Raw genomic sequence first — 23,561 nt, forward strand, 5'->3', positions numbered from 1 at the left:
CGCCGCGCGCGACAGGACACCCCACGCATGAATTTCGAGCTGACCAGCGAACAGGACATGGTGCGCGAGACCTTCGCGCGTTTCCTCGAGGAAACTTGCACGCCCCAGCGGCTGCGTGCGGCCGAGGCCAGCGGCTTCGATGCCGAGCTGTGGCAGGGGCTGGCCGACCTGGGCGCCTTCGGCCTGCGCGTGCCGGAGGCGGCCGGCGGGCTCGGGCTGGGTACGTTCGACGCGCTGGTGGTGATGGACGAGGTCGGGCGCCGGCTCGCTGGCGGCCCGATCGCCGAGGCCATGCTGGCGGCGCGGCTGATCGGCCAGCTGGGCGGCGATCCCGCGGAGATCGTCGGCGGCGCCAAGGTCGCCAGCCTCGCGCTGCACGACATGGCCCTGCGGCCCCGCCAGTTCGTCGCGGGCGGGAGCGTGGCCGAGCTGGTGGTCGCGCGGCGCGGCGCCGACGTGGTGCTGCTCACCGTGCCGCCGAGCGCGCGTCCGGCCGAGCCCAATCTCGCCTCCGATGGGCTGGCCGAGGTCGATCTGGCCGCGGCCGCAGCGACCGTTCTGGCGAGCGGACCGGCGGCGACCGCGCAGTTCGCCGCCGCGCTCGAGGAGTGGAAGCTGCTGCAGGCCGCCGCACTCGCGGGGCTCGGCGCGCAGGCGCTGAAGATGGCTGCGGCCTATGCCGGCGAGCGCAAGCAGTTCGGTCAGTTGATCGGCCAGTTCCAGGCGATCAGCCACCCGCTGGCCGATTGCCTGTGCGACGTCGAGGGCGCGCGGCTGCTGGCATGGAAGGCGGTGCGCGAAATCGCCGATGGCAGCGCCGATGCAGCGGTCAACGTCAGCCTCGCGATCTGGGCTGCGGCCGATGCCGCGGCGAAGGCGGCAAGCCAGGCCATGCAGACCTTCGGCGGCTATGGCCTGACTACCGAATATGATATTTACTTCTACGTCCTGCGCGCCAGGTCCTGGCCGCTGGTCTGGGGCGAGCCGGCGCGCTGGCTCGAGGAGGCCGGCGCGCGTCGCTACGGCGAAGGCGTGGTGGCCCTGCCGGACGTGGGCGATTGCCCGATCGAGTTCGACATCGGCGAGGAAGCCCGCGCGATGATTGCCGAGATCGATGCCTTCATGACCGCCAACGTCACCCCGGAAATGCGCGCGCAGTTCCACTATTCGTGGGAAGGCCACGTGCCCGAGTTGCACAAGAAGATGGCCGAGGCCGGGCTGCTGTTCCTCTCCAGCCCCGAGCTGGGCGGGCGCGGCGTGGGTCCCTATGCCCGCAGCGCGGCGCGCGGCGCGCTCGAACGGCACGGCTACAGCAATCCCGCCGCGGGCGTGGCCGAGATGGTCGGCTTGATGATTGCGCGGACCGGCTCGGACGAGCTCAAGCGGGACGTGCTCAGCCGGATCATCTCGGGCGATGCCCTGGCCAGCCTGGGCTATTCGGAACCGGGCGCCGGGTCGGACGTCTTCGCCGCCCAGACCCGGGCGACGCCCGAGGGCAACGGCTGGCGCATCGATGGGACCAAGATGTTTACGTCGGGCGCTAACCTGGCAGACTATGTGCTGATGCTGACCCGCACCAACCCCGACGTGCCCAAGCACAAGGGACTGACCATGTTCCTGGTGCCGCTGAAGGCGGAGGGGGTGACGGTGCAGCCGGTCCATACCTTCCAGGACGAGCGCACCAACATCACCTTCTACGACAATGTCCATGTGCCCGATTCCTGGCGGCTTGGCGAAGTCGATGGCGGGGTGCGCACGATGTCGGCCGCGCTCGAACTCGAGCATGGAGGAAGCTTTTCCAAGCCGATGTCGCATGCGCTGCACGCCGCCGAGGCGTTGTGCCGCGAACTGACCGACCCGGCCGGCCGGGGCAGGCTGATCGATGACCCGCGCATCCGCGCCCGGCTCGCGCGGGCGCTCGCCAACATCTGGGTGGGCGAACTGTTCGAGAATCGCGCCGCCTGGGCCGCCACCGAGAAGAAGCACAACCCCGGCTACGGGCCGATGGCCAAGATGCACTCGTCCGAAAAGTTCCTCGAGGACGCGCGCGACCTGCTCGACATGACCGCGCCGCTCTCGCTGACCAAGCGCGAGGGGCCGGCGGCCATGCTCAACCAGTGCTACCGCCACGCCCATGGCACGCGGATCTACGGCGGCACGAGCCAGGTGCACCGCTCGATGATCGCCGAGCGCGTGCTTGGCCTGCCCCGCACGCGCGGGTAAGGCGGAGCCGATGACCGACCAGCTCGCCCTGCTCACCGAGGAGACCGCCGAGGGCATCCTCGTCGCCACGCTGAACCGCCCGGACCAGCTCAACGCGCTCGACATGGCGACGATGGACCTGCTGACCGCGGCGGTGCTGCATTTCCGCGACACGCCGGCGCTCAAGGTCATGCTGATCCGCGCCAATGGCCGCTATTTTTGCGCCGGGGCCGATCTCAAGGGCGGGCAACGCAAGGTCTCGCCCACCGGCCAGACCGCCAGCGGCATCCGTGAGAACCACCGCCTCAACCTCAACGGCATGCAGCAGCTGTGGGACGAGATGGAGCACATCGAGAAGCCCTTCGTGGTGGCGCATCACGCGCCGTGCGTCGGCGGCGGGCTCGAGCTTTCACTGTCTTGCGACTTCCGGCTCGCCGCGAAAAGCGCCAGTTATGCCTTTCCCGAAGGCCTGTTCGGCGTGCTCCCGGCGTCGAGCGGGGTGTCGCGGCTGACCCGGCTGTGCGGACCGCACTGGGCGCGCTGGCTGATCATGGCCAACAAGCCCGCCGATGCCGACCTTGCCCTCACCATGGGCCTGGTCCACCAGGTCTATCCGGACGAGACCTTCGCCGAAGAGGTCCTGGCCTTCTGCCGGCACTTGGCAAAGCAGAACACCGAGCAGATGGCCGCCGCCAAGGTGGCGATCGAACTCTGCGCCGAACTGGGCCGCGACAGCGCCCGCCATGTCGAGCGCATGGCCAACAGTGCGCTGATGCTCAACCCGGCCTATCTGGAAACCATGCGCGCCTATGTCGCCAAGCTGGGCGGCAAGGGCAAGTAGCCCCCTGCCCGCGGCCGTCCCGGCTCAGGCCGAGCGGTTGACCTGACGCTGGTCGCGGATCGCCAATTCGAAGATGCGGGCCTCGACCTGGAGGAGGTCGGACACCTGGTTCATCGGCTCGTTGAGCAAACGCGTCATCTTGTCGTCGGTCATCACGGTGGCGACGCGCTCGAGCCCGGTCATCAGCGCCGAGGCCATGCTCGAGGAGACCGTGCCACGCTCCATCGGGCGGCTGTCCATCTGCATCAGCATCAGGCGCATCACCGGGATGGCCGAGCGGACGCGGTGCATCAGCATGCGCTCGTCGCCCCGGTCGGCCATGCTGTTACGCAGGTGGAGCAGCGGCGAATGCCGGGTCCAGAACCCGAAATAGGCGCCGACGAACTCGCGCGCGCGGTCGTGCAGGTCCTCGTCGGGCCAGTACTCGCGCACCAAATGGACATACTCATCCTCGACCGTGGCCATCACTGGCTCGAGCACGGCCAGGACCAGTTCGGTGAGATCGGCGAAGTAGAGATAGAGCGTGCCGATGCGGATCGAGGCGCGCCGCGCCACCTCGGACAGGGTGATCATGCCGTCGTTGTGCAGTTCGGCGATGATGTCCTGCGCGGCGGCGATGATCCGGTCGCGCGTGTCGCGGCCCTTGCGCCCGAGCCGCTGGCCGTTGAGGTTGTGATCGACCGGCGCGTGCCGCGGCGAGGCCGTGAGCGCGCGACGGCTGGCCCCGGCGGCCGCCGTGATCGGGATTACATCAGCAAGTTTGCCGTCTCTTGCCACCAAAGGCCCTACTGCTGCCGCCACGCGAGAAGCTTGGTCTCGAGGAACTCCTCGATTCCCTCAAGCCCCCATTCACGGCCGATGCCGCTAGCCTTGTAGCCCCCGAATGGCAAGTCGCCGGCAATGCACATCCCGCCGTTGATGCTGATCGAACCGCTGCGGATGCGCCGCGCTACGCGCATCGCACGCTCGAGATCGCCCGAGGCCACCCCGCCCGACAGGCCGTACTGGCTGTCATTGGCGATGCGCACGGCATCGTCGTCGTCCTCGAAGGGGATCACCACCAGCACCGGGCCGAAGATCTCCTCCTGGGCGATCCGCATGGCGTTGGTCACGTCAACGAAGCAGGTCGGCTCGATGAAGTAGCCAGCGCCCTTGTCCGGGCGGGTCCGCCCGCCGGCAAGCAGCGTGGCGCCCTCCTTCTGGCCCAGCTCGACATAGGACATGACCCGCTCCATCTGGCGCTGCGACACCACCGGCCCCATGATGTGCGCGGGGTTGTCGAACTCGCCCCAGTTGTCGCCGAAGCCGGCATAGGCCTTGGCCAGCACGGCCTTGGCCTCTTCGTAACGGCTGCGCGGGACCAGCAGGCGCGAATGCACCGCGCAGCCCTGACCGGCGTGGAACACCAGGATCGACTGGGCGCACTCCATCGCGAAGTTGGGCGCATCGTCGAGCACGATCTTGGCCGACTTGCCGCCCAGTTCGAGGAACACGCGCTTGAGCGTGGCGGCACCCTGCTCCATGATCCGCTTGCCCACCCCGGTCGAGCCGGTGAAGCTGACCAGATCGACTCGCGGATCCTGCACCAGCATCTCGCCCGCGAGCGCCGGGTCCGACCCGAACACCACGTTGATTACCCCGGCCGGGAACCCGGCCGCAGCGGCCAGTTCGCCGAAGATCGCACCCATTCCCGGGGTGTTCGGCGCGGGCTTGAGCACCACGGTGCAGCCGGCCAGCAGCGCGGCCACGACCTTGCCAACGTTGACATAAAGCGGCACGTTCCACGGCGTGATCGCTGCGACCACCCCGACCGGCTCGTAGACCGCCTTGCGCACCGTCTCGAAGCCGTAGCCGGTGCGGCTGCCGTAGTCCTTTTCCCACTTCAGCTGCGGGAACACGGTCAGGTAATCGAGCCAGCCGTCCATCGCCATGTCGACATGGGCCCGCCCTACCGCCCCCAAGGCCGCGCCGGCCTCGTGGCGGGCGAGGTCGGACAGGCGGGCGCGGTTGGCGTCGAACAGGTCGTAGAGCTTGCGGACCAGCTCCACCCGCAGCGCCACGTTGGTCGACCAGTCGGTCTGGTCGAAGGCGCGCCGCGCCGCGGCGATTGCGGCATCCACATCGGCGGCCGAAGCGTCGGCGGCCTTGCCGACCGGGGCCGCGGTCCACGGGCTGATGATGTCGAAGGTGCGGCCGCCCTCGGCGTCGCGGCACTGGCCGTCGATGAAGAGCTTGGCGTCGGGGAGCACGGGCATGGCGATTCCTTGCGATAGGTCTATGGGTCGGGCGGCGGCGCGCCCGGGCCGGGCGCCCGCGCCGCCCGTCAGGGCTTGCGGCCGTTGATCGACACGAGGTTGAGATGCATGTCGGCGGGCATGTCGAGGATCGCGCGGAAGGCGTCGGTCACCGAATTGTAGTGCGAGGTGCCCTTTTCGCGCAGGTTGATGCCGACCTGCGCCGCCGCCGCGCCAAACCGCATCGAGACCTCGATCGGCCAGGGTGCACCGGTCTTGGTCTCGTCGAACATCTGCCCGGCGCGCACCACGGTCACCCGCACCCCTTCTGCCTCGAGCTCGCGCGCCCACATGTCTGACATCAGCTCGACCGCGTGCTTGGTCGCGGCATAGAGCCACAGCATGGGGGTCTTGAGCACCGAGCTCTCGCTGGTGACGTTGATCACCAGGCCGCCGCCGCGCAGCAGCGGCAGCGCCTCGCGCGCACAGAAGATCGGGCCCGACAGGTTGATGCCGACGATGTCCTGCACCAGCTGGTCGGTCGCCTCGGGCAAGGTGAAGGGCCAGTAGACGCCGGCGTTGTTGATCAGCACGTCGATCCGCGGATACCGCCGCGCCACCTCGGCAAAGGCGGTCCGCACCGAATCCGGGTTGGCCACGTCGCAGGCGATCGCGACGGCCGGCGCGCCCAGTTCGGCGGCGACGGCCTCGACTTTGGCAAGGGTGCGACCGAGCAGCACGACCGTGTCCCCGTCGCGGGCGAAACGCCGGGCGAGCGCGCGCCCCAGTCCGTCTCCGGCACCGGTGATGACGATGGTCTTGCCCATGGTTCGCCTGTCCTCTCCTGATGGGTCGCCTGGCGATGCGACCGGGCTACCTTACCGTGCCGCCGGGCCACTGGACAGGCGCGGCCGGCGGCAAATCGCGGGCGCGATGAGCCTTTGCGCCGCCGCCGCGGTCACGCTCCAGTGATGCGGAAATCGGGCGGGTAGACCGACAGGTCGCCGGCATAGGCGATGCCGTCGCTCCAGACCTCGGTCCCGCTGATCTTGCGGAAGAAATGGACCGTCCGTGCGAAGGATCCGGCCTTCGAGCGCGGCTCCATCGCATCCCCGCTCGGGCTGACCCCGCGCGCCCGGGCGCTGAAGTCCTTGACCGAGAACAGCAGGTCGTCGGTCTGGTGGGCGCACATCACCAGCTCGCTGCCGGGGCAGTAGCGGCGCGGCTCGATCTGGACTTCGCTGAGCCGCCCGCGCCGCATCGCGACGAAACCCGGCACCCGGCACACCTCGGGAATATGCACCTCGTCGTACCAGCGGTGGTACTCGGCCTCCATCCCGGCCACGAAATTGGCGAGGATCAGGAAAATGCTGGAGATGGGTCGATCCGGCCGGTGGTTCGGGCCCGATCGCCAGTCGGAATACATCCGGTAGCTGTAGATCCGCTCGGTCTCGGTGGCATCGTCGATCATGCCGGCATCGCGGGCGGCAGCCAGCAGCGGGCCGAGCGCGGGCAGGTCGATCGCCGGGTCGGGCAGGTCGAAGTCGTAGACGCTGACATAGCGCCAGGGCTGGGGAATGTCGGGCATCACCTGCTCGGGCGTCACCTCGAACCGGTCGGCGCTGCGAAAGCCGCGCAGACGGGCCAGATCGTCGCGGTGCGCGCCGTCGAACCAGGCGGCATAGTCCGCCTCGCGCCCGGTGGGCACGTTGTGCAGGTGGATGGTGGTGTGAAGGCTCATGCTCGGGTCCTCTCTCCGCCAGGGCCGCGCGGGGTCAGATGCGGAAACCGCGCATCTGGTTGCCGCCGTCGCACAGCAGGATCTGGTTGTTCACGAAGCTGCCCTCGGGCGAGGCGAGGAACACTGCCATGTTGGCGATATCCTCGGCCGTGCCCTGGCGCCGCACCAGCTGCATGCCCTTCAGCCGCTGCCAGTTGTCCTCGGCCACGCCGTCCTTGGCCGCGGGCGTTTCCATCAGCCCCGGGGCGATGCCGACGCAGCGGATCTCGTCGGCGGCGAACTGCATGGCCATGGCGTGGGTGAAGACGTTCAGGCAGGCCTTGGTGATGCCATAGGCGGTGGCGGGCTGGTAACTCGCCATCGAGCTCTTGTTGATGATCAGCCCCTTGGCTGCGGCCAGCGCGGGCCGCAGCGCCTCGGCCAGCAGCACCGGCCCGAGCGTGTTGACTGCCAGGTAGTGCTGCCACTTGGCCTGGCCCAGCCCGAAGAAGCCGCGGGCGATCTCGCCCATGTGCAGCCCGGCATTGTTGATCAGCACGTCAAGCCGGGGGTGCGCCGCAAGCACCGTTTCGGCGAGCGCCGCGATCTCCGCTTCGCTCGCCATGTCGCAGCAATGGGCGCTGGCGCTGCCGCCGGCCGCTTCGACCAGCGCCTTGGTCTCAGCCATGCCCGCTTCGGCGATGTCGGCCAGGATCACGTGGGCGCCGCGCGCGCCGAAGGCCAGGGCATGGGCCCGGCCCAGCCCGGCCGCGCCCCCGGTTACCAGGACCGTGCGGCCGCAGAAGGTGTCGGTCATCGGCTCTGGTCCTATTCGTATCGGGTGAAGCCGACATGGGCGATGCGCCAGCCGTCCGGGGTCCGGACGAAGCGGTCGCTGTAGCGCCCCACAACCTGCATCTGCTCGCCATCGCGGCGCTTCGAGTGCACCGTGATCGTCCAGTCGCCGGTCGCCGTGTCGCCGGCCACCTCGATCCGCGGCGATCCCAGCGCATGGATCATCCATTCCGAGCCGCCGCCGATGGCCGTGGCCATGAAGCCGGCCAGCTTGTCCGGGCTGTCGAACTGGACGAAGCCATAGTCGGCCGTCGCCTCGGGCACGAAGTAGCCGATCAGCTCGGCCACGGCCCCCGTAGGGTCGTGCGCCGACCGGTCGCTGGCCGCGCAGTAGCGGGCCTTGAGGTTGGCAATCTCGACGGCGTCGGTCATGGCGTGCTCTCCCGTTGTTCCTGTTCGAGCCGCTCGGTCGCCAGCTTGCGCAGGTCGGCGGTCTTGATCTTGGCGCTGCCGGTCAGCGCGATGTCGGCGTCGGAGAAGAACAGCACGCGGCGCGGCACCTTGAAGCTGGCCAGCGTCTCGCGGGCCGTGCGCTGGATGGTGGCTTCGTCGAGCGTGGCGCCGGCATGGGGCACCACGCAGGCCACGACCAGTTCGCCCAACGTGTCATGCGGGACGCCGACGGTCTGCACGGCCTTGATCCCGGGGATGGTCTTGAGCACGGCGTCGATCTCGACCGGCGAAACATTGGCGCCGCCGGTCTTGATGATATCGTTGAGCCGGCCGTGCCAGTAGAGCCGCCCGGTGGCGTCGAGATGCCCCGCATCGCCGGTCCGGAAATAGCCCTCGGCATCGAGCGTGTCGGCCAGCGGCACGCCGATATAGCCGAGCATCAGCGTGGGGCCTTTGACCGCGATTTCGCCGCGTTCGCCCAGTGGCACCACCACCCCGCTCAGCGGGTCGACGATCTTGAGGGTGTTGCCGGGACAGGGCAGGCCATGGCTGCCGGCGATGACCTCGTCAGGGGTGTTCGCCGGATAGGCGGTCATCAGTGTGAAGGTCTCGGTGTTGCCGAAGGCCGCTGAAGGCTCGCGCCAGGTGCTCCGCACCGTCGGGTGCTGCGCGATCGGCGAGCGGCAATCGATGTAGGTCAGCGAGGACAGGTCGGCCGACGCCCAGTTGGGGGCGGCGACCAGCTGCTGCCATTGGTGCGGCCAGGCCAGGATCATGGTCGCCCGTTCGTGCTCGACCAGGGCCAGCGCCTCCTCGGCGTTGAAGGTGGACTGCAGCACCAGGCAGCCGCCCGAGGTCAGCCCCCCGCCCAGCGCCATGGCGAAATTGCCCGACCAGAAGAAGCCGTTGGCCGACCACACCCGCACGTCGCCCGGCCCCGCCTGGTACCAGCGCGCCCAGCGCCAGAGCTGCAACGTCACGCCGCGGTGGGCCGACAGGATGCCCTTGGGCCGAGCAGTCGTGCCCGAGGAGAAGAACAGCACGCCAGGATCGGCGGGCAGGACCCCGGCGGCGCGGGCCTCGACCCGGGCCGGCGCGATTCCCTCGCCGCGGGCGAGAAACTGCTCCCAGCCTTCGATCGCACCGTCCGCTTCCGTCGGGCCGACCGCGGCGACATGGGTCAGGAACGGAAACCGGGTGGAGGCGATTGCCCCCGGCGTGCCGTCGGCCAGGGCCGGGTCCAGCTCGCGCAGGGTCCCGGCGAAGTCGCGCTTGAGGATCCGCGCCTCGACCAGCAGCACCGAGACCGCCGAGGCCGCGATCAGGTGATCCAGCTCGGTCGGCGTGGAGAAGGTGCTGAAGGTGGTGACCACTCCGCCAGCCAGCGCGATGCCGAAGGCGGCGGCGAGGAATTCGGGGCGGTTCGTCATCAGGATGCCGACCCGCGTGCCCTTGCCCACCCCGCAGGCGAGCAGCGCGCGGGCCACCCCGTTGGCCTCGGCCCAGAGCCGGTCATAGCTCCACGCGATGCGCGCGCCGGTGCCTAGTCCGCCCGCGTGGTAGACGAGCGCCTCGGCCGCGCCTCCTGCCGTGCAGACGGAGCGGAACCAGCCGGTCAGGGTCAGCTCGCCAAGCCCCTCCTCCTGGTCGAGCGGGAGCCCGGAGACGATCGAGAGCGCCTGGTCCGCCATGGCAATGCCCGCCCCCGGAGGATCAGCGGTTGACGTCGACGATGACCCGGCCGCGGACCTTGCCCGCAAGCAGGTCGGCCGCCACTGCCGGAGCCTCGGCCAGCGCGATCTCCTCGGTAATGACCTCGATCAGCGCGGGGTCGAGATCGCGGGCGAGGCGCTCCCACGCGGCGAGGCGCAGCGGCTTGGGCGCCATCACGCTGTCGACCCCGAGCAGGCGCACCCCGCGCAGGATGAACGGCATGACCGTGGCGGGGAAATCCGCGCCCTGGGCCAGCCCGCAGGCAGCGACCGCGCCGCCGTAGCGGGTCTGGGCGCAGGCATTGGCGAGGGTGTGGCTGCCGACCGCGTCGACCACCCCGGCCCAGCGCTCCTTGGCGAGCGGCCGGCCCGGTGCCGACAGCTCGGCGCGGTCGAGCACCGCATCGGCGCCGAGCCGGGTGAGATAGTCGGCCTCGGCCGCCTTGCCGGTCGAGCCGACCACGGTGAAGCCGGCGGCCTTGAGCAGGGCCACGGCGACGCTGCCGACCCCGCCGGTCGCACCGGTTACCAGCACTTCGCCCTGGTCGGGGGTGACACCGGCCTTGACCAGCGCATCGACGCAGAGCGCGGCGGTGTAGCCCGCCGTGCCGATGCCCATCGCCTGACGCTCAGTGAAGGCCGCAGGCAGCGGCACCAGCCAGTCGCCCTTGAGCCGCGCGACCTGGGCCAGCCCGCCCCAGTGGACCTCGCCCACACCCCAGCCATTGAGCACCACGCGGTCGCCGGCCTTCCAGTCCGGATGCTCCGAGCTGCGCACGGTGCCGGCGAGGTCGATTCCGGGAACCATCGGGAACTTGCGCACGACCGGCGAGCTGCCGGTGATGGCGAGGCCGTCCTTGAAGTTGAGGGTCGAGAAGGCGACGTCGATCGTGACATCGCCCTCGGGCAGCTGGTTCTCGTCAACCTCGGTCAGGCCGACGGTCTGGCCGGCGTCGGTCTTGTCGATCAGGATGGCTTTGAACATGGTCGAACCTTTCAGGCAGTAGGGCGGGAATCCCCGTCGGCGGGGAGTGCGGCGGCGCGCAGCACCGCCGGGGATACCTTGTCGGTGCGGATCGTGCCGCGGAGCGAGAGCCGCAGCATCTCGCGGGCGAAGCGCTCGGCCTGGGCCTCCTGCTCGGTGCCGCAGTCGGAATGGGCGTGGGCCCAGACCGGCCAGAGGAAATGCGCCGCCAGTGTGATGATCGAGAAGACCTCGACGTCGATTCCCGGCTCGGCCAGCTCGGTGGCGGCGAAGCGGGCGATCGAGCCGGCATATTCGCGCCAGAAGATGTCGCTCGAGGGATCGCTCGAGGCGAGGATCTGCAGCAGCCAGACCCGGCAGAGCTCGGGGTTGCGCATCGCGAAGAGCGCGAGGTCGCGGGTCACCGCGAACATGTCGACCTGCTCGACCACCCGGTCGGTGGCGGCCTCGGGATCGCCCAGCACGGCGCGATAGAGCTTGTCGGAGACGTAGGCCACGGTCTCATCGATCAGCCGCTCGCGGGTCTCGAAGTGCTGGTAGGCGGTGCCGCGATTGACCCCGGCCAACAGCGCCACTTCTGACAGGCTGATCCCGTAGGGCCCGTCCTTGGCGAGCAGCTTGCAGGCCGCCTCGAGGATGACGACGCGCGTCGCCTCGGGATCGCGCGGGCGCCGGGCTCTGGCCTGTTTCATCTCACTCCCCCGGTTCTGCGCACTGCACCTGCGATGAAGGTGATAAGAGGCCCCGCCCCCCCGCTGTCAACGTCGCGGCCGATGCAGGTTGGTTTCATCGCCCACGCGTCATCCGCGCCGGGCGCGATCATGGCACGGCGCCGGGAGCTGCGCAGAGGCTCCATCGTCGGAGCGAAGACTGGTCGCGCCTCGGACAGGGCCGGCGATAAACATGTGCGCCGCCGTCGCGGTTGATCTAGCGAGCGGACACTGCCAGCCAGGAACCAGGAAGGACCCGACCGATGCCCCAGCTGCAAGCCAAGTACCCGCTTTACCTGAACGGCAAGCCGATGGTCTCGGGGGCCGAGCTGGCAGTGACCGACAAGTTCACCGGCGAGGTGGCGTTCCGCGTGGCTCTGGCGACCCCCGAGGTGATCGACGCGGCCATCGCCGGGGCCGAGCGCGCGGCCCCGGCGATGGCGGCAATGGCCAGCTACGAGCGGCAGGCGGTGCTCGATCATTGCGTCCGCCGCTTCCGCGAGCGCTTCGACGAACTGGCCTGGGCGCTGTGCATCGAGGCGGGCAAGCCGCTGGCCGATGCCGAGGGCGAAGTGACCCGGCTGATCGACACCTTTCGCATCGCCGCCGAGGAGGCGACCCGCAACTACGGCGAGGTCCAGCCGCTTGACATCTCGCCCCGCGCCAAGGGTTACATGGGGATGTGGAAGCGGGTGCCGATCGGGCCGTGCAGCTTCATCTCGCCGTTCAACTTCCCGCTCAACCTCGCCGCGCACAAGATCGCCCCGGCCATCGCCGCGGGCTGTCCGTTCGTGATGAAGCCGGCCAGCCTGACCCCGCTGGGTGCGATCATCATCGGCGAGGTGCTGGCCGAGACGAACCTGCCCGAGGGCGCCTTCTCGATCCTCCCGGCCAGCCGCGACGGCGCCGACCTGTTCACCACCGACGAACGGCTCAAGCTGCTCTCTTTCACCGGCTCGCCCGAGGTGGGCTGGGCGCTGAAGGCGAAGGCGGGGAAGAAGAAGGTCGTGCTCGAACTGGGGGGCAATGCCGCGGTGGTGATCGACCGCGACGCCGATCTGGATCATGCGCTCGCGCGGGTGGTGTTCGGGGGTTATTACCAGTCGGGCCAGTCGTGCATCCACGTGCAGCGGGTGATCGTCCACGAGGACATCTACGAGACCTTCCGCGACCGGTTGGTCGCCAAGGTCAAGGCGCTGAAGTCGGGCGATCCCAAGAGCCGCGAGACCTTCATCGGCCCGATGATCTCGGTCAAGGAGGCGCAGCGCCTGAAGGGCTGGATTGATCAGGCTGTGGCCGGCGGCGCCACCCTGCTGGCGGGCGGGGGCTGTGAGGGGGCCATGCTCGAGGCGACGCTGGTCGAGAACTGCGGCCGCGACACGGACCTCTACCGCGAGGAGGCGTTCGGGCCGGCGGTCATCCTCTCGCGCTTCAGCACCTGGGACCAGGCCATCGCCGAGGTCAACGACAGCAAGTTCGGGCTGCAGGCCGGCCTGTTCACGCGCGACATTCACAAGGTGCTCGACGCCTGGGACCGGCTCGAGGTGGGCGGGATCGTGGTCAACGACGTCTCGTCCTACCGGGTCGACAACATGCCCTACGGCGGGGTCAAGGACTCTGGCCTCGGCCGCGAGGGCGTGCGCTTCGCGATCGAGGACATGACCGAGATCCGCAACCTGGTGATCCGGCGCGACAGCTGACCGCCACCGCGCCGCCGGCCTACGTCAGCAGATCGCGAGTCTGCGGTTCGAGCGAGCGGGTCATGATCTCGACCGCCTTGCGCCGCGGCATGGCGCGCATCGCCTGAAAGCTGGGCAGATGCTCGGGCGGGACAAGCACTGGCCCCTCACCGAGATTGGCGAGCGCGAAGTCCACGACCGTCTCCGGTTCGGCTGCGGGAACTCCGGTGTTCTCATGCAGTTCGGTCCGTTCCAGCGCCGGTGTGCGGGTGCGGCCGATCATCAGCGCCGCCACGTCGATGCCGTGCGGGCTCAGTTCGGCCCAGAGCCCCTCGGCGAAGGTCTGGGTATAGCTTTTCGCTGCCCCATAAACGGTCAGGTTCTTGCAGCCGGCGATCGCCCCGAGCGAGCCGACCAGCACGATCGCGCCGCGGCCGCGCGCGATCATGCCGCGGGCGTAGTGCTGCGCCAGCAGGGTCTGGACGAAAACGTTGAGGCGGATGTTGGCCAGTGCCGCGGCGGGGTCCTGATCGACCAGCGCCACCGGTCCGCCGGCCGAGCCGGCGTTGCAGACCAGCATGCCGACCGCCAGGCCGGCGGTGGCCGCGATGACGGCGTCCGATGCCTCCGCCGCGGACAGGTCAAGCGCGAGCGTGCGCACCTCGACCCCGTGTGCGGCGCGCAGCGCAGCCGCCGCCGTCTCGAGCCGCGCTGCGGTGCGGGCGACGAGAACCAGGTTGACCCTGGCCCCCGCGAGCCGGTCCGCGAAAACCGCGCCGACCCCTTCAGACCCGCCCGCGATGACCGCCCATGGGCCGCAACGTTCCGCCAGGGTCATGCCGGCAGCCCCCCGATCTGGCGCCAGCGCTCGTCGGTCATCCAGACATATTCGAGATAGTGGCCGAACGCAGGCCGGGCATCGATGTAGAGGAATTTCAGCGCATCCCCCTCGATCGCCCGCTCGATCACGACCGGCAGATCCTGCCGCGCCAGCGCGCTGCGGAACGTGTCCCAGTCATCCACCCGCATGGCGACGTGGTGATGGCGCATCGGTTCGTCTCCGGCCGCGCCATAGAGTCCGGTCTCGTCAAGGATCGGCTGGATCAACTCGAACTGCATGTTGCCCTGCCAGACGAAGGCGAGCTTCGTGACCTGGCGTTTCGGCCCGGTCGGCGTGTCGGGCGACTGGTCGGCTTCGAACGGCCCGACCACGCGGACATCGCCGCGCTTGCGGAACTCGGCCACCGCGGCATCGACGTCGCGGCAGATGTAGCCGTTCTGGAATAGTGTTCCGGTAATCATGTCCGTTCTCCCGGGGCCGAGGCTAACAGCCCTGGCGCGGCCCTGTCTGCCCGGGCGCAGCCAATCATCGCCGACACGATCCACAACGGGCTGGCGCCCCCGCCCTCCGATGGGCCACCATTGGGGCAATCACGAAGGAGGATGACAATGGCGCGGGGACTGTTCGACTGTTCGGGCAAGGTGACGCTGGTGACCGGCGGCAACGGCGGCATCGGGCTGGGCTTCGCGCGCGGCGTGGCCAAGATGGGCGGCGATATCGCGATCTGGGCGCGCAACGCCGAAAAGAACGCCGAAGCCGCGGCCGAGCTCAAGGCGGCCGGGGCAGGCCGGGTGATCGCCTACCAGGTCGATGCCTCCTCCGAGGAGGCGATCGTTGCCGGCTACGAGCAGCTGCTCGCCGATTTCGGCCGGGTTGACTGCGTCTTCGCCAACTCGGGCCGCGCGTCGCGCTCGCGCTCGGTGCTGACCCTTGACGCTGCCGAGTGGCACGACCTGCTGGCGGTCAACCTGCATGGCGCCTTCTTCACCCTGCGCGAAGGGGCCAAGGCGATGGTCGCCCGAGCCGAAGCGGGCGAGCCGGGCGGCAGCCTGGTCTATTGCGGCAGCCTTTCGATGGTCCACGGGATCGCCGGGATCAACAACTACGCCGCCTCCAAGGGCGGCATGGGCGCGGTGATCCGCGGTATGGCGGCCGAGCTCGGCAAGTACCAGATCCGCGCCAACACGATCGCGCCGGGCTACATCAAGACCGGGATCGGTGCCGACCAGGGCATGAGCGAGGAGATGAAGGCGCGAATGGCCCAAGTCGACGCGCATTTCTCGGCCAAGACCCCGATTCACCGCGCCGGCACGATCGCGGATTTCGAGGGCATCGGCGCCTACCTCTGCTCCGATGCCTCGTCGTTCCATTCGGGCGACACGATCTTCATCGACGGGGCCAGCCACATCCACGCGCCCTACGCGTTCAACTGAGGACCGGCCACCATGGGACACCTGCTGACCATCCACGACGTCAACGACGTCCGGCTCGATCCCTATACCCGTCCCCCGGCGGGTCCGGCGGATGTGGTGGTGAAGATGAAGGCCTGCGGGATCTGCGGCAGCGACCTGTCCTACATCAAGCATGGCGGCATTCCCCAACCGGGCACGCTGACCGCATTGGGTCATGAGGGTGCCGGCGAGATCCTTCATGTCGGCGAACAGGTCAGCGGGCTGGCGGTGGGCCAGGCGGTTATCGTCAATCCGATGAACACCCCGAGTTACATCGGCAGCGGTGGCCCGGAAGGAGCCTTCACCGAGGAACTGCTGGTGCGCGAGGCCCGGCTCGGGGATTCGATCCTGCCGATTCCGGAGGGGGTCAGCTATGATGTCGCGGCCATGTGCGAGCCGCTCGCCGTGGCGCTGCACGGGGTCAACCGCGCGGGCGTCGAGGCCGGGGACAAGCTGGTCGTGTTCGGTTGTGGGCCGATCGGGCTGGGCATGGTGCTGTGGGCGATCGATCGTGGCTGTGATGTCCTTGCGCTTGACCTGGCCGAGGACCGGCTCGATCGGGCCCGCGCACTGGGCGCGCGCACCATCAATCCTGGGCGCGAGGATGTCGCTGAGCGGGTCAAGGCCCTGCACGGCACCACCACGTGTTTCGGCCGCGAGAAGGCAGCGACCGACGCCTACATCGATGCTGCCGGCGCCCCGCCGATCCTCGCTCAGGTGGTGGGGTTGGCCAAGCGCCACGCCCGCCACGTCATCACTGCGGCCTATTTGAAGCCGATCGAGTTACCTGCGGGCCCGATGCTGACCACCGAAATGACCATAACCACCGCGGTCGGCTATCCCGATGAGTTCCCCGCAGTCGTCGCCGCGATGTCGCGACTGCAGGACAAGATCGCTACGCTGATCAGCCACCGCCTGCCGTTCGACCGCGTGCTCGAGGGCCTGGCGATTGCGGCCACGCCCGAATCGGCCAAGGTCATGATCACTTTCGAGGAGCAATGACCATGCCAGCCGACACCGCAGGATCCGCGCCGGCCCCCGCTCTTGCCGGTCTGGTCCGTTCCGGCGATGCCCAGGCGGCCGCGATCGCGGTGACCGACTTCGTGTACCAGGTTAACGACATCTCGAACCTTTACCTGGTTACCACCGACGACGGCGACGTGCTGGTCAACACCGGTTTCATGGACAATGCCGAGCGCAACGTCGCGCTGCTGGCGCCGCACCGCACCGGGCCGCTGCGGACGATCGTGCTGACCCAGAGCCATGCCGACCATTTCGGGGGCCTCGACGCCTTTCGCGAAAGCGGCACCGAGGTGATCGGCGGTCCCGGATTTGACGAGGCCTGGGCCGACATGAAGCGGCTCCAGCCCTTTTTCGGCCCGCGCAGCGCCAAGCTGTGGGCCAGCACATTGCGGCGGGGCGGCACCCCCAAGCCGCCGCCCGAGGTCAAGCCCGACCGGCTGGTTGACCGGGTGCACGCCTTCACCATTGGCGGGCGTGCCTTCGAGCTGATCCACGCGCCGGAAGGCGAGACAGTCGACAACCTGATCGTGTGGCTGCCGCATGATCGCATTGCCTTCACCGGCAACCTGGTCGGCCCGGTCTGGCTATCGATGCCGTTCTTTTGCACCCTGCGCGGGGACAAGCCGCGCGCGGTGTGGAATACGCTCAAGTCGCTGCGCAAGCTGCGCGACCTTGCACCCGAGATCGTCATCACCGGCCACGGCGAGCCGATCCGCGGCGCGGACCGGATCGCGGCCGACATCGACCGGATGATCGGGGCGATCGAATGGGTGCGCGACTTCACGCTCGACGGGATGAACGCGGGCAAGACCGTGCACCAGCTGATGGCCGAGGTGGCCCTGCCCGCGCACCTGACCATCGGCGAGTTCCACGGCAAGGTCAGCTGGGCGGTCAAGACGATCTGGGATGAGTATGCCGGCTGGTTCCATTACGAGGACGGCACCACCGCGCTTTACCACGTGCCGCGCTCGGCGGTGCATGGCGATCTGGTCGCTCTGGCCGGGGCCGATGCCCTTGCCGCCCGCGCGCGCGACCATCTCGCCGCGGGCCGTCCGCTCGAGGGCATCCATCTCAGCGATATCGTGCTGGGGGTCGAGCCTGCGCACCGCGGTGCGCTCGAAGCGAAGCGCGATGCCCATCAGGCGCTGCTGGCAGCCGCCACCGCCGGCAACCTGTCGGAGACGATGTGGCTGCGCTCCGAGATCGCCGACGCCGAACGCCGGCTCGAGGCGCTCGGCTGAGCCGCCCGCGGCTTAGCCGGCAATCGCGCGGCGGGTGAACTCCCAGACTTCGGCGGCCAGCCGTTCCCGGTGCGCGCCGCTGGCCGGCGCATCGCCGCGGCCGAGCAGTTCGGCATGCACCGTGGTTGAAACGAGGTTGTAGACCAGTACGGCCAGCTGGCGGGCATCGCCCGCTCGCACCTCGCCCGCGGCCATGCCGCTCGCCAGCTCGCACTCGATCAGACGGACCAGCGGTTCGATCGCGCGCTGCAGTTCCTGCGGACGGGTCTCAGCCAGCCGCAGGTGCTCGCGCGAGAGCGCGGCGGCCCGGCGCCCGGTTCCTGTCTGGCCGGCCTCTCCCACCTGCGGCCGGTCCCGCACGGCATCACCGATCACGATCCCGCACACGATCAGCCGCAGCCGTGCGAGCGGGCTGGCCAGGCCGGCGCCCTGGGCCTTGAACTGGGCGGCGGCCTCGCGCAGCGTCCTTTCGAACACGGCGAGCACGAGATCGTCCTTGCCATGGAAGCGGTCATAGAAGGCCCGCCGTGCCAGCCCGGTGCGGGCGAGCACGGCGCGGATCGTCAGTCCTTCGAGGCCAACCTCCTCGAGCAGCTGCTCGGCCGTCTCCACGATCGCGTCGCCGCGATCGTCGTGCCCTTCCGCCGCTGCTGCCGTGTCTGCCATGCCGCCGTCCCTACCCCTCTTTCCGCTTCCCTTAGGGCGATAACGCGCTATACCGGTCAAGTCGAGAACACTGTTCTCGCAGCATCGGATCGGAGAGAATGCCATGGGCAAGGTGACCTATGTTGGCGTTGACGGGAGCCGCACCACCGTGGAGGTGGCCGAAGGTGAAAACGTCATGCGCGGCGCGTTATACAACGCGATCGACGGGATCATCGGCGAATGCGGCGGCGGGCTCGCCTGTGCGACCTGCCATTGCTACGTCGACGACAGTTGGGCCGACCGGGTCGGCACCCCTGCCAGCCGCGAGGAGGACGAACTGCTCGCGGCGGCCTCGGCCCCGCGCCGGGCGACCAGCCGCCTGTCCTGCCAGATCGTGATGGACCCCGCGATCGACGGCCTGATCGTCCACCTCCCCGAAACCCAGTACTGAGCGGAGCCCAGCACCATGGCGATTGACGTCCTCAACCCCACTCCGCCCGACTTCAAGCGCGTTGCCGGACGCGACCAGGTCCCGCCCCATGTGCCGGAGGAGCTGATCCATTCGGCCGGGATCACGTTCGGGCCCGAGTTTCTCGCCGCCCCCCACGCCTATATGGCGGCGATGCACCAGAAGTTCCCGCCGCTCTACTACGACGTCAGCCCTTTCGGGAACGCCTGGCTCGCGATCAAGCACGAGGATGCGCTGAAGGTCCTGCGCAATCCCGAGGTCTTCTCAAACGAAGGCGCGACGCCCTTCCCGCGCGACCCGGATGATTACTTCTATTTCATCCCGCAGGAAATCGACCCGCCACAGCATCGCAAGTACCGCAACATCGTCGATCCGATGTTCTCGCCGCAGGGCGTGCTCAAGCTCGAGGCGACCATGCGCGAGCTGGCCAACGAGTTGATCGACGAGATCATCGCGAATGGCCAGTGCGAGTTCACCACGGCCTTTGGCCGCCCCTTCCCCGTCACCATCTTCCTGCGCCTGATGGGCCTGCCGGTGGAGATGACCGACACCTTCGTCGATTGGGCGGTCTCGCTGTTGCACAGCAACGACCGCGCGATCATGGCCGAGACGATGACCAAGATCTCGGCCTATCTTAAGGCGGCGATCGAGGAGAAGAAGCGCCAGCCCGACGATGGCGTGGTCAGCCGGATCGTCCATGCCCAGATCGACGGCCGGCCGATGCACGACAAGGAGATCTTCGGCTTCGTCATCTTCCTGTTCATCGGCGGGCTCGACACGGTCTTCGCCACCCTCAACAACATCTGGCTGTGGCTGGCCAACAACCCCGACCGGCGCCGCGAGATGATTGCCGATCCGGGCAACATCAACGCCCAGGTGGAGGAGTTGCTGCGGGTCCATTCGGTCACGTTCTCGGGCCGGACGATCGTCAAGGACCACGAGATGCGCGGCGTGCAGCTGAAGGCCGGCGACAAGATCACCTGCATCCTGCCGGCCTGCAACTTCGATCCCGAGGTGTTCCCGAACCCGACCGTGGTGGATTTCCATCGCCCGCGGCAGATCGTGCTGGCCTTCACCGTGGGCGTGCACAGCTGCATGGGCGCGCATCTGGCGCGGCTCGAGACCAAGGTGGCCATCCAGGAATGGCTCAAGCGCATTCCCGATTTCGCGGTCAAGCCGGGGACGCAGATCGTCTACCGCCCGGGCGGCGTGGTCGGTCCGCACCACCTGCCGCTGGTGTGGTGACGCCACGGCGATGAGTGGCCGGCGCCGATTGCACGGCGCCGGGCCATGCCATAGCCATCCACGTCATGATCGACCCAGAAGCCCTGCTCGCCGCTGCCCGTGAACAGACCGGATTGTCCGATTTCGGCGATCCGTCGTTTCGTGAGGGGCTCGATGTCCTGGTCCGCGCGCTCAATACCGAGGCCGGCCTGAGCGAGGCAGGTGCCGGCCGCGTGGCCGGCTCGATCACCGCTACGCTGGCGCAGCGACTGCGGGTCGAGGACTATCTCAAGACCCATCCGGAGCTGCTCGAAGCGCCGATCGAGCAGCCGACCTTCGTGTTCGGCCTGCCCCGCACGGGCACGACCCTGGCGATCAACCTGCTTGCGGCCGACCCGACCCGGCGCGTGTTCATGCGCTGGGAGGCCTTCAACACCGTGCCGCCCGCGGCGCCGGGCGAGCTGCGCACCGATCCGCGCTGCCTGGCCGAACAGGCGCGGCTCGATGGCAGCAAGCAATACCTCCCGCACATTGCCGCGATGCACTGGGAAAACGCCGACAGCTCGACCGAATGCCAGTTCGCCATGACCCCGAGCTTCTGCTCGCAGGTCTACGAATCGCAGTACCACGTGCCGAGCTACAGCGACTGGTTCCACCGGGCCGACTATGTCCCCGCGTTCCGTTACCACAAGCGGCTGATGCAACTGCTGCAGGGCACCAATGGTGGGCAGTGGACCTTCAAGAACCCTTGGCATCCGCTCTATCTCGACGCGCTGACCACGGTCTATCCCGATGCCCAGTTGATCATGACGCACCGCGACCCGGCTGATGTGGTCGCCTCGGCCTGCAGCCTGATCTTTGCGGTCCGCAAGATGTTCAGTGATAGTGTCGATCCGGTGGCCTGCGGGCGGGCCCAGCTGCGCACCTTCGATCTGATGATCGCGCGGGTGCGCGCGTTCGAGGACAAGCACGGGCGCGACGCGATCCACCACATCGCCTACCAGGGGCTGGTGTCCGACCCGATCGGCGAGATGCGCAAGGCCTATGCCCGCTTCGACAAGCCCTTCACCGAGGAGACCCGGGCGGTGATGCAGGCCGTGCTGGACGAGAACCCGCAGGGCAAGCACGGCAAGCACGAGTACCGGCTCGAGGACTACGGCCTGTCGCGCGCCGAGGTCTACGACCACTTCGCCGACTACATCGCCCGCTACGCGATTCCGACCCGGGCCTGAACGGGCCCCGGACTTGAGCGGGCACGATCAGCGCCGCGCCGGGGCGCCGAGGTTGCGCTTGAAGTGGGCGACGATCGCCGCATAGGCATCACGCGATTCCGGCAGGTCGGGCTGGTACATGTAGCAGTGCCCCATCGCCTCCCCGACGATCAGGGTTGATGCCACCCCGGCGCGGAGCAGGGCCGAATTGGTCACGATCGCCGGGCTCAGGTCCATCGCCCGCGTACCGGTGATCACCAAGGTTGGCGGGAACCGGCCGATGGTCTGCGGATCGAGCGCCGGCGAGATCAGGGGATCGGCATAGTCGGCGCCGTCGAAGTAGCCGCGGGTGAGATCGGCGGCCGGCCCGCCATGGGCCGGCGGGGGCGGGAAGGTGCCGTCGGCATAGCCAGCGATATAGGCTGAATCCCCGGTCTGGAAGCGGATCGCGCCGGCCCCGAAGATCCCGATCGCCCCTGCCTGCGGCAGCCCCTTGGCTGGCAGATAGGCCGCCGCCTGGGCGGCCAGGTTGCCACCCGCCGAACAGCCGAAGAATCCTATGTTGCGCGCCCGGTACTGCCCCAGCAGCGCGCGGTAGACCGCGGCAACATCCTCGATCCCGGCCGGGTGGCGGTGCTCGGGAGCCATGCGGTAATCGACCGCAATCACCTTGTAACCGCCCAGCGCGGCGATCGGGATCGATTCCACCAGTGCGCAGGCGTCCCAGCACAGGCTGAAGGCGCTGCCGTGGAGGTTGATCAGCACCCGTTTCGGATCGTGCGGGCGGCCCTTGGGGGTGATCACCTTGGCGCGCACTCCGCCCAGCACGCTATCCGCGATCTCTACCGGATAGAGCGCCTGCATGCGCGCGATGCGCGGGGCCATCGCCGCATTGAGCTGGGCCCGGCGCACCGCGATGTCGGGTTCGACCGGAGTGGCCAGCGCGACCGGCATGCGCGCCCGCTGGGCCTGCTGGGCCCGGGCCTCGCGGCTCGACAGCTCGGACGGCGGCAGAGCGAAGGCGGGGACGCGCACGGTGCCGTCGGGGGCGAAGCTCGGACCCCGTGGCGCCGTAACCGTAGAGGTATCGGCAGATGGCGTCCCGGCCGGGGCCTGAACCTGGGTTTGCGCCTGAGCCAGAGCTGCAGGCGCGGCAGCGGCGAGTATCGCCGCGATCAGTTCCGCGCACCGGGCGCGCGCCGCGTCACCTGCATCCATGTCCCCGTCTCCCGGCCTGTTTGCCCGCGAGGCTAGCCGCGGGAGGCACGGAGACAAGTGGTTGGCCCATCGCCGGGGCGGTAACCGAGGCGTCGCTCAGGGTGTGGCGACCACCGGCTCGCTGCGCGGGGCGGCAGCGCGGTCCTTGATCGCCACCAGCTCCTCTTCGTACTTCGGGCGCATCGTCCCGCACAGCCGGTCCCAGATCGTGGTGTAGCCGCCGTAGTTCACCCGGAAGTACTTGTGGTGCTGGTCGTGGAAGGTGGCGGTGATGAACCACTTGGTGGCCCAGCTCTTGTTCCACCAGCGCGGCATGAATTCGTAGCCCGAGTGGACGTAGAGCCCCATGATGATGTTGGTGGGGGTGATCAGCGCCATCGCATGCTCGTGCACGGGCGAAACCAGCGCCATGCCGGTGAGAAACAGCGGGACGAAGCCGCCATTGATCAACGATTCGATCGGATTGACCGACAGCGTGGTCAGCAGGTTGGGCGAGGTCGAGAAGTGGTGCAGCTTGTGGACGTAGGTGTAGACCGGCTCTTTGTGCATCCAGCGATGCAGCCAGTAGAACCAGGTGTCGAACAGAAAGAAATACAGCGCGTACTCTATCGCGATCCGCCACGGACTGACCGGACCCTTGTCGACCGTGATCCAGCCATGGGCGAGCAGCCAGCTCATCGGGGCCCCGATCAGGAAGCCCGAAGCGACGAGGTTGATGACCGCGAAGATGCCCTCGTTGCGGAAGGTCTTCCACTTGAAGCCCCGTGGCTGGATCTTGCGCGCCTTGAAGAAGCCCGTCCACAGCCCGGCTACCAGGCCGGCGCCGAGGAACAGGGCGAACCACGTGCGCACCGACTGCTCGGCGCTGAACAGAAACAGGACCTGATCCCACGGATTCATCGCAACT

At 68.7% G+C, this 23,561-nt stretch carries 23 protein-coding genes; 9 read left to right on the forward strand and 14 right to left on the reverse strand.

Annotated features, from left to right (window positions below):
* Positions 1-27: 27 nt before the first annotated feature.
* Together H7F53_RS01000 and H7F53_RS01005 are read left to right on the forward strand one after the other, a co-directional pair.
* Positions 28-2,223, forward strand: a complete 2,196-nt coding sequence (locus tag H7F53_RS01000) for an acyl-CoA dehydrogenase family protein (RefSeq protein WP_185677597.1) — start codon at positions 28-30, stop codon at positions 2,221-2,223.
* A 10-nt stretch (positions 2,224-2,233) separates the two neighbouring features.
* Positions 2,234-3,043, forward strand: coding sequence for an enoyl-CoA hydratase/isomerase family protein (locus H7F53_RS01005; protein WP_185677598.1), 810 nt, complete (start codon positions 2,234-2,236; stop codon positions 3,041-3,043).
* Positions 3,044-3,067: 24 nt separating this feature from the next.
* Here the strand turns inward: H7F53_RS01005 and H7F53_RS01010 are convergent, their stop codons facing one another.
* From H7F53_RS01010 to H7F53_RS01050, 9 genes are all read right to left on the reverse strand, one after another.
* Positions 3,068-3,820 (reverse strand): TetR/AcrR family transcriptional regulator, encoded by a 753-nt coding sequence (locus tag H7F53_RS01010; RefSeq protein ID WP_379542762.1) that lies wholly within the window; start codon positions 3,818-3,820, stop codon positions 3,068-3,070.
* A gap of 8 nt (positions 3,821-3,828) precedes the next feature.
* Entirely contained in the window at positions 3,829-5,298 is a 1,470-nt protein-coding gene (locus tag H7F53_RS01015) for an aldehyde dehydrogenase family protein (protein WP_185677600.1), read from the reverse strand.
* Between the two features lie 68 nt (positions 5,299-5,366).
* The gene (locus H7F53_RS01020; protein ID WP_185677601.1) at positions 5,367-6,104 is read right to left on the reverse strand and encodes an SDR family oxidoreductase; all 738 of its coding nucleotides are present in this window, start codon (positions 6,102-6,104) and stop codon (positions 5,367-5,369) included.
* Between the two features lie 131 nt (positions 6,105-6,235).
* Entirely contained in the window at positions 6,236-7,018 is a 783-nt protein-coding gene (locus H7F53_RS01025; protein ID WP_185677602.1) for a hypothetical protein, read from the reverse strand.
* A 34-nt stretch (positions 7,019-7,052) separates the two neighbouring features.
* Complete coding sequence (locus tag H7F53_RS01030; RefSeq protein WP_185677603.1) at positions 7,053-7,814, reverse strand: SDR family NAD(P)-dependent oxidoreductase; 762 nt, start codon at positions 7,812-7,814, stop codon at positions 7,053-7,055.
* A gap of 11 nt (positions 7,815-7,825) precedes the next feature.
* Positions 7,826-8,224 (reverse strand): nuclear transport factor 2 family protein, encoded by a 399-nt coding sequence (locus H7F53_RS01035; RefSeq protein ID WP_185677604.1) that lies wholly within the window; start codon positions 8,222-8,224, stop codon positions 7,826-7,828.
* On the reverse strand, positions 8,221-9,936 hold the full coding sequence (locus tag H7F53_RS01040) for a class I adenylate-forming enzyme family protein (protein WP_185677605.1): 1,716 nt from the start codon (positions 9,934-9,936) through the stop codon (positions 8,221-8,223). Before H7F53_RS01040 ends, H7F53_RS01035 begins: the two co-directional genes overlap by 4 nt.
* A gap of 22 nt (positions 9,937-9,958) precedes the next feature.
* Positions 9,959-10,942, reverse strand: a complete 984-nt coding sequence (acuI, locus tag H7F53_RS01045; protein WP_185677606.1) for an acrylyl-CoA reductase (NADPH) — start codon at positions 10,940-10,942, stop codon at positions 9,959-9,961.
* Positions 10,943-10,953: 11 nt separating this feature from the next.
* Complete coding sequence (locus tag H7F53_RS01050) at positions 10,954-11,634, reverse strand: TetR/AcrR family transcriptional regulator (protein WP_185677607.1); 681 nt, start codon at positions 11,632-11,634, stop codon at positions 10,954-10,956.
* A 281-nt stretch (positions 11,635-11,915) separates the two neighbouring features.
* On the opposite strand from H7F53_RS01050, the gene H7F53_RS01055 reads away from it, so the two are divergent.
* The gene (locus H7F53_RS01055) at positions 11,916-13,352 is read left to right on the forward strand and encodes an aldehyde dehydrogenase family protein (RefSeq protein ID WP_185677608.1); all 1,437 of its coding nucleotides are present in this window, start codon (positions 11,916-11,918) and stop codon (positions 13,350-13,352) included.
* 19 nt (positions 13,353-13,371) lie between these two features.
* Here the strand turns inward: H7F53_RS01055 and H7F53_RS01060 are convergent, their stop codons facing one another.
* Together H7F53_RS01060 and H7F53_RS01065 are read right to left on the reverse strand one after the other, a co-directional pair.
* Positions 13,372-14,169: an SDR family NAD(P)-dependent oxidoreductase gene (locus H7F53_RS01060; protein WP_185677609.1), complete on the reverse strand. Its 798-nt coding sequence runs from the start codon at positions 14,167-14,169 to the stop codon at positions 13,372-13,374.
* Complete coding sequence (locus H7F53_RS01065) at positions 14,166-14,633, reverse strand: VOC family protein (protein WP_185677610.1); 468 nt, start codon at positions 14,631-14,633, stop codon at positions 14,166-14,168. The genes H7F53_RS01060 and H7F53_RS01065 overlap by 4 nt, the downstream gene beginning before the upstream one ends.
* 147 nt (positions 14,634-14,780) lie before the next feature.
* Between H7F53_RS01065 and H7F53_RS01070 the strand changes: the two genes are divergently transcribed.
* From H7F53_RS01070 to H7F53_RS01080, 3 genes are read left to right on the forward strand one after another with little or no spacing between them, the layout of a single operon-like run.
* Positions 14,781-15,605: an SDR family NAD(P)-dependent oxidoreductase gene (locus H7F53_RS01070; RefSeq protein ID WP_185677611.1), complete on the forward strand. Its 825-nt coding sequence runs from the start codon at positions 14,781-14,783 to the stop codon at positions 15,603-15,605.
* Positions 15,606-15,617: 12 nt separating this feature from the next.
* Positions 15,618-16,625 carry a zinc-dependent alcohol dehydrogenase gene (locus H7F53_RS01075; RefSeq protein ID WP_185677612.1) on the forward strand — a complete coding sequence of 336 codons (1,008 nt, stop codon included), beginning with the start codon at positions 15,618-15,620 and terminating at the stop codon, positions 16,623-16,625.
* Positions 16,626-16,627: 2 nt separating this feature from the next.
* Positions 16,628-17,887, forward strand: a complete 1,260-nt coding sequence (locus H7F53_RS01080; RefSeq protein ID WP_185677613.1) for an MBL fold metallo-hydrolase — start codon at positions 16,628-16,630, stop codon at positions 17,885-17,887.
* A 12-nt stretch (positions 17,888-17,899) separates the two neighbouring features.
* Here the strand turns inward: H7F53_RS01080 and H7F53_RS01085 are convergent, their stop codons facing one another.
* Positions 17,900-18,553, reverse strand: coding sequence for a TetR/AcrR family transcriptional regulator (locus H7F53_RS01085; protein WP_185677614.1), 654 nt, complete (start codon positions 18,551-18,553; stop codon positions 17,900-17,902).
* 103 nt (positions 18,554-18,656) lie between these two features.
* On the opposite strand from H7F53_RS01085, the gene H7F53_RS01090 reads away from it, so the two are divergent.
* From H7F53_RS01090 to H7F53_RS01100, 3 genes are all read left to right on the forward strand, one after another.
* Positions 18,657-18,983, forward strand: coding sequence for a 2Fe-2S iron-sulfur cluster-binding protein (locus H7F53_RS01090; RefSeq protein ID WP_185677615.1), 327 nt, complete (start codon positions 18,657-18,659; stop codon positions 18,981-18,983).
* A 15-nt stretch (positions 18,984-18,998) separates the two neighbouring features.
* Positions 18,999-20,246, forward strand: a complete 1,248-nt coding sequence (locus H7F53_RS01095; protein ID WP_185677616.1) for a cytochrome P450 — start codon at positions 18,999-19,001, stop codon at positions 20,244-20,246.
* Positions 20,247-20,311: 65 nt separating this feature from the next.
* Entirely contained in the window at positions 20,312-21,457 is a 1,146-nt protein-coding gene (locus tag H7F53_RS01100) for a sulfotransferase family protein (RefSeq protein ID WP_185677617.1), read from the forward strand.
* Between the two features lie 27 nt (positions 21,458-21,484).
* Here H7F53_RS01100 and H7F53_RS01105 read toward each other — a convergent pair whose 3' ends face one another.
* Positions 21,485-22,654 (reverse strand): alpha/beta hydrolase fold domain-containing protein, encoded by a 1,170-nt coding sequence (locus H7F53_RS01105; RefSeq protein WP_185677618.1) that lies wholly within the window; start codon positions 22,652-22,654, stop codon positions 21,485-21,487.
* Positions 22,655-22,750: 96 nt separating this feature from the next.
* Entirely contained in the window at positions 22,751-23,554 is an 804-nt protein-coding gene (locus H7F53_RS01110) for a sterol desaturase family protein (RefSeq protein ID WP_185677619.1), read from the reverse strand.
* Between the last annotated feature and the right edge of the window lie 7 nt (positions 23,555-23,561).

It is taken from the genome of Novosphingobium piscinae, assembly GCF_014230355.1.
In the GTDB taxonomy this organism is placed as follows: domain Bacteria; phylum Pseudomonadota; class Alphaproteobacteria; order Sphingomonadales; family Sphingomonadaceae; genus Novosphingobium; species Novosphingobium piscinae.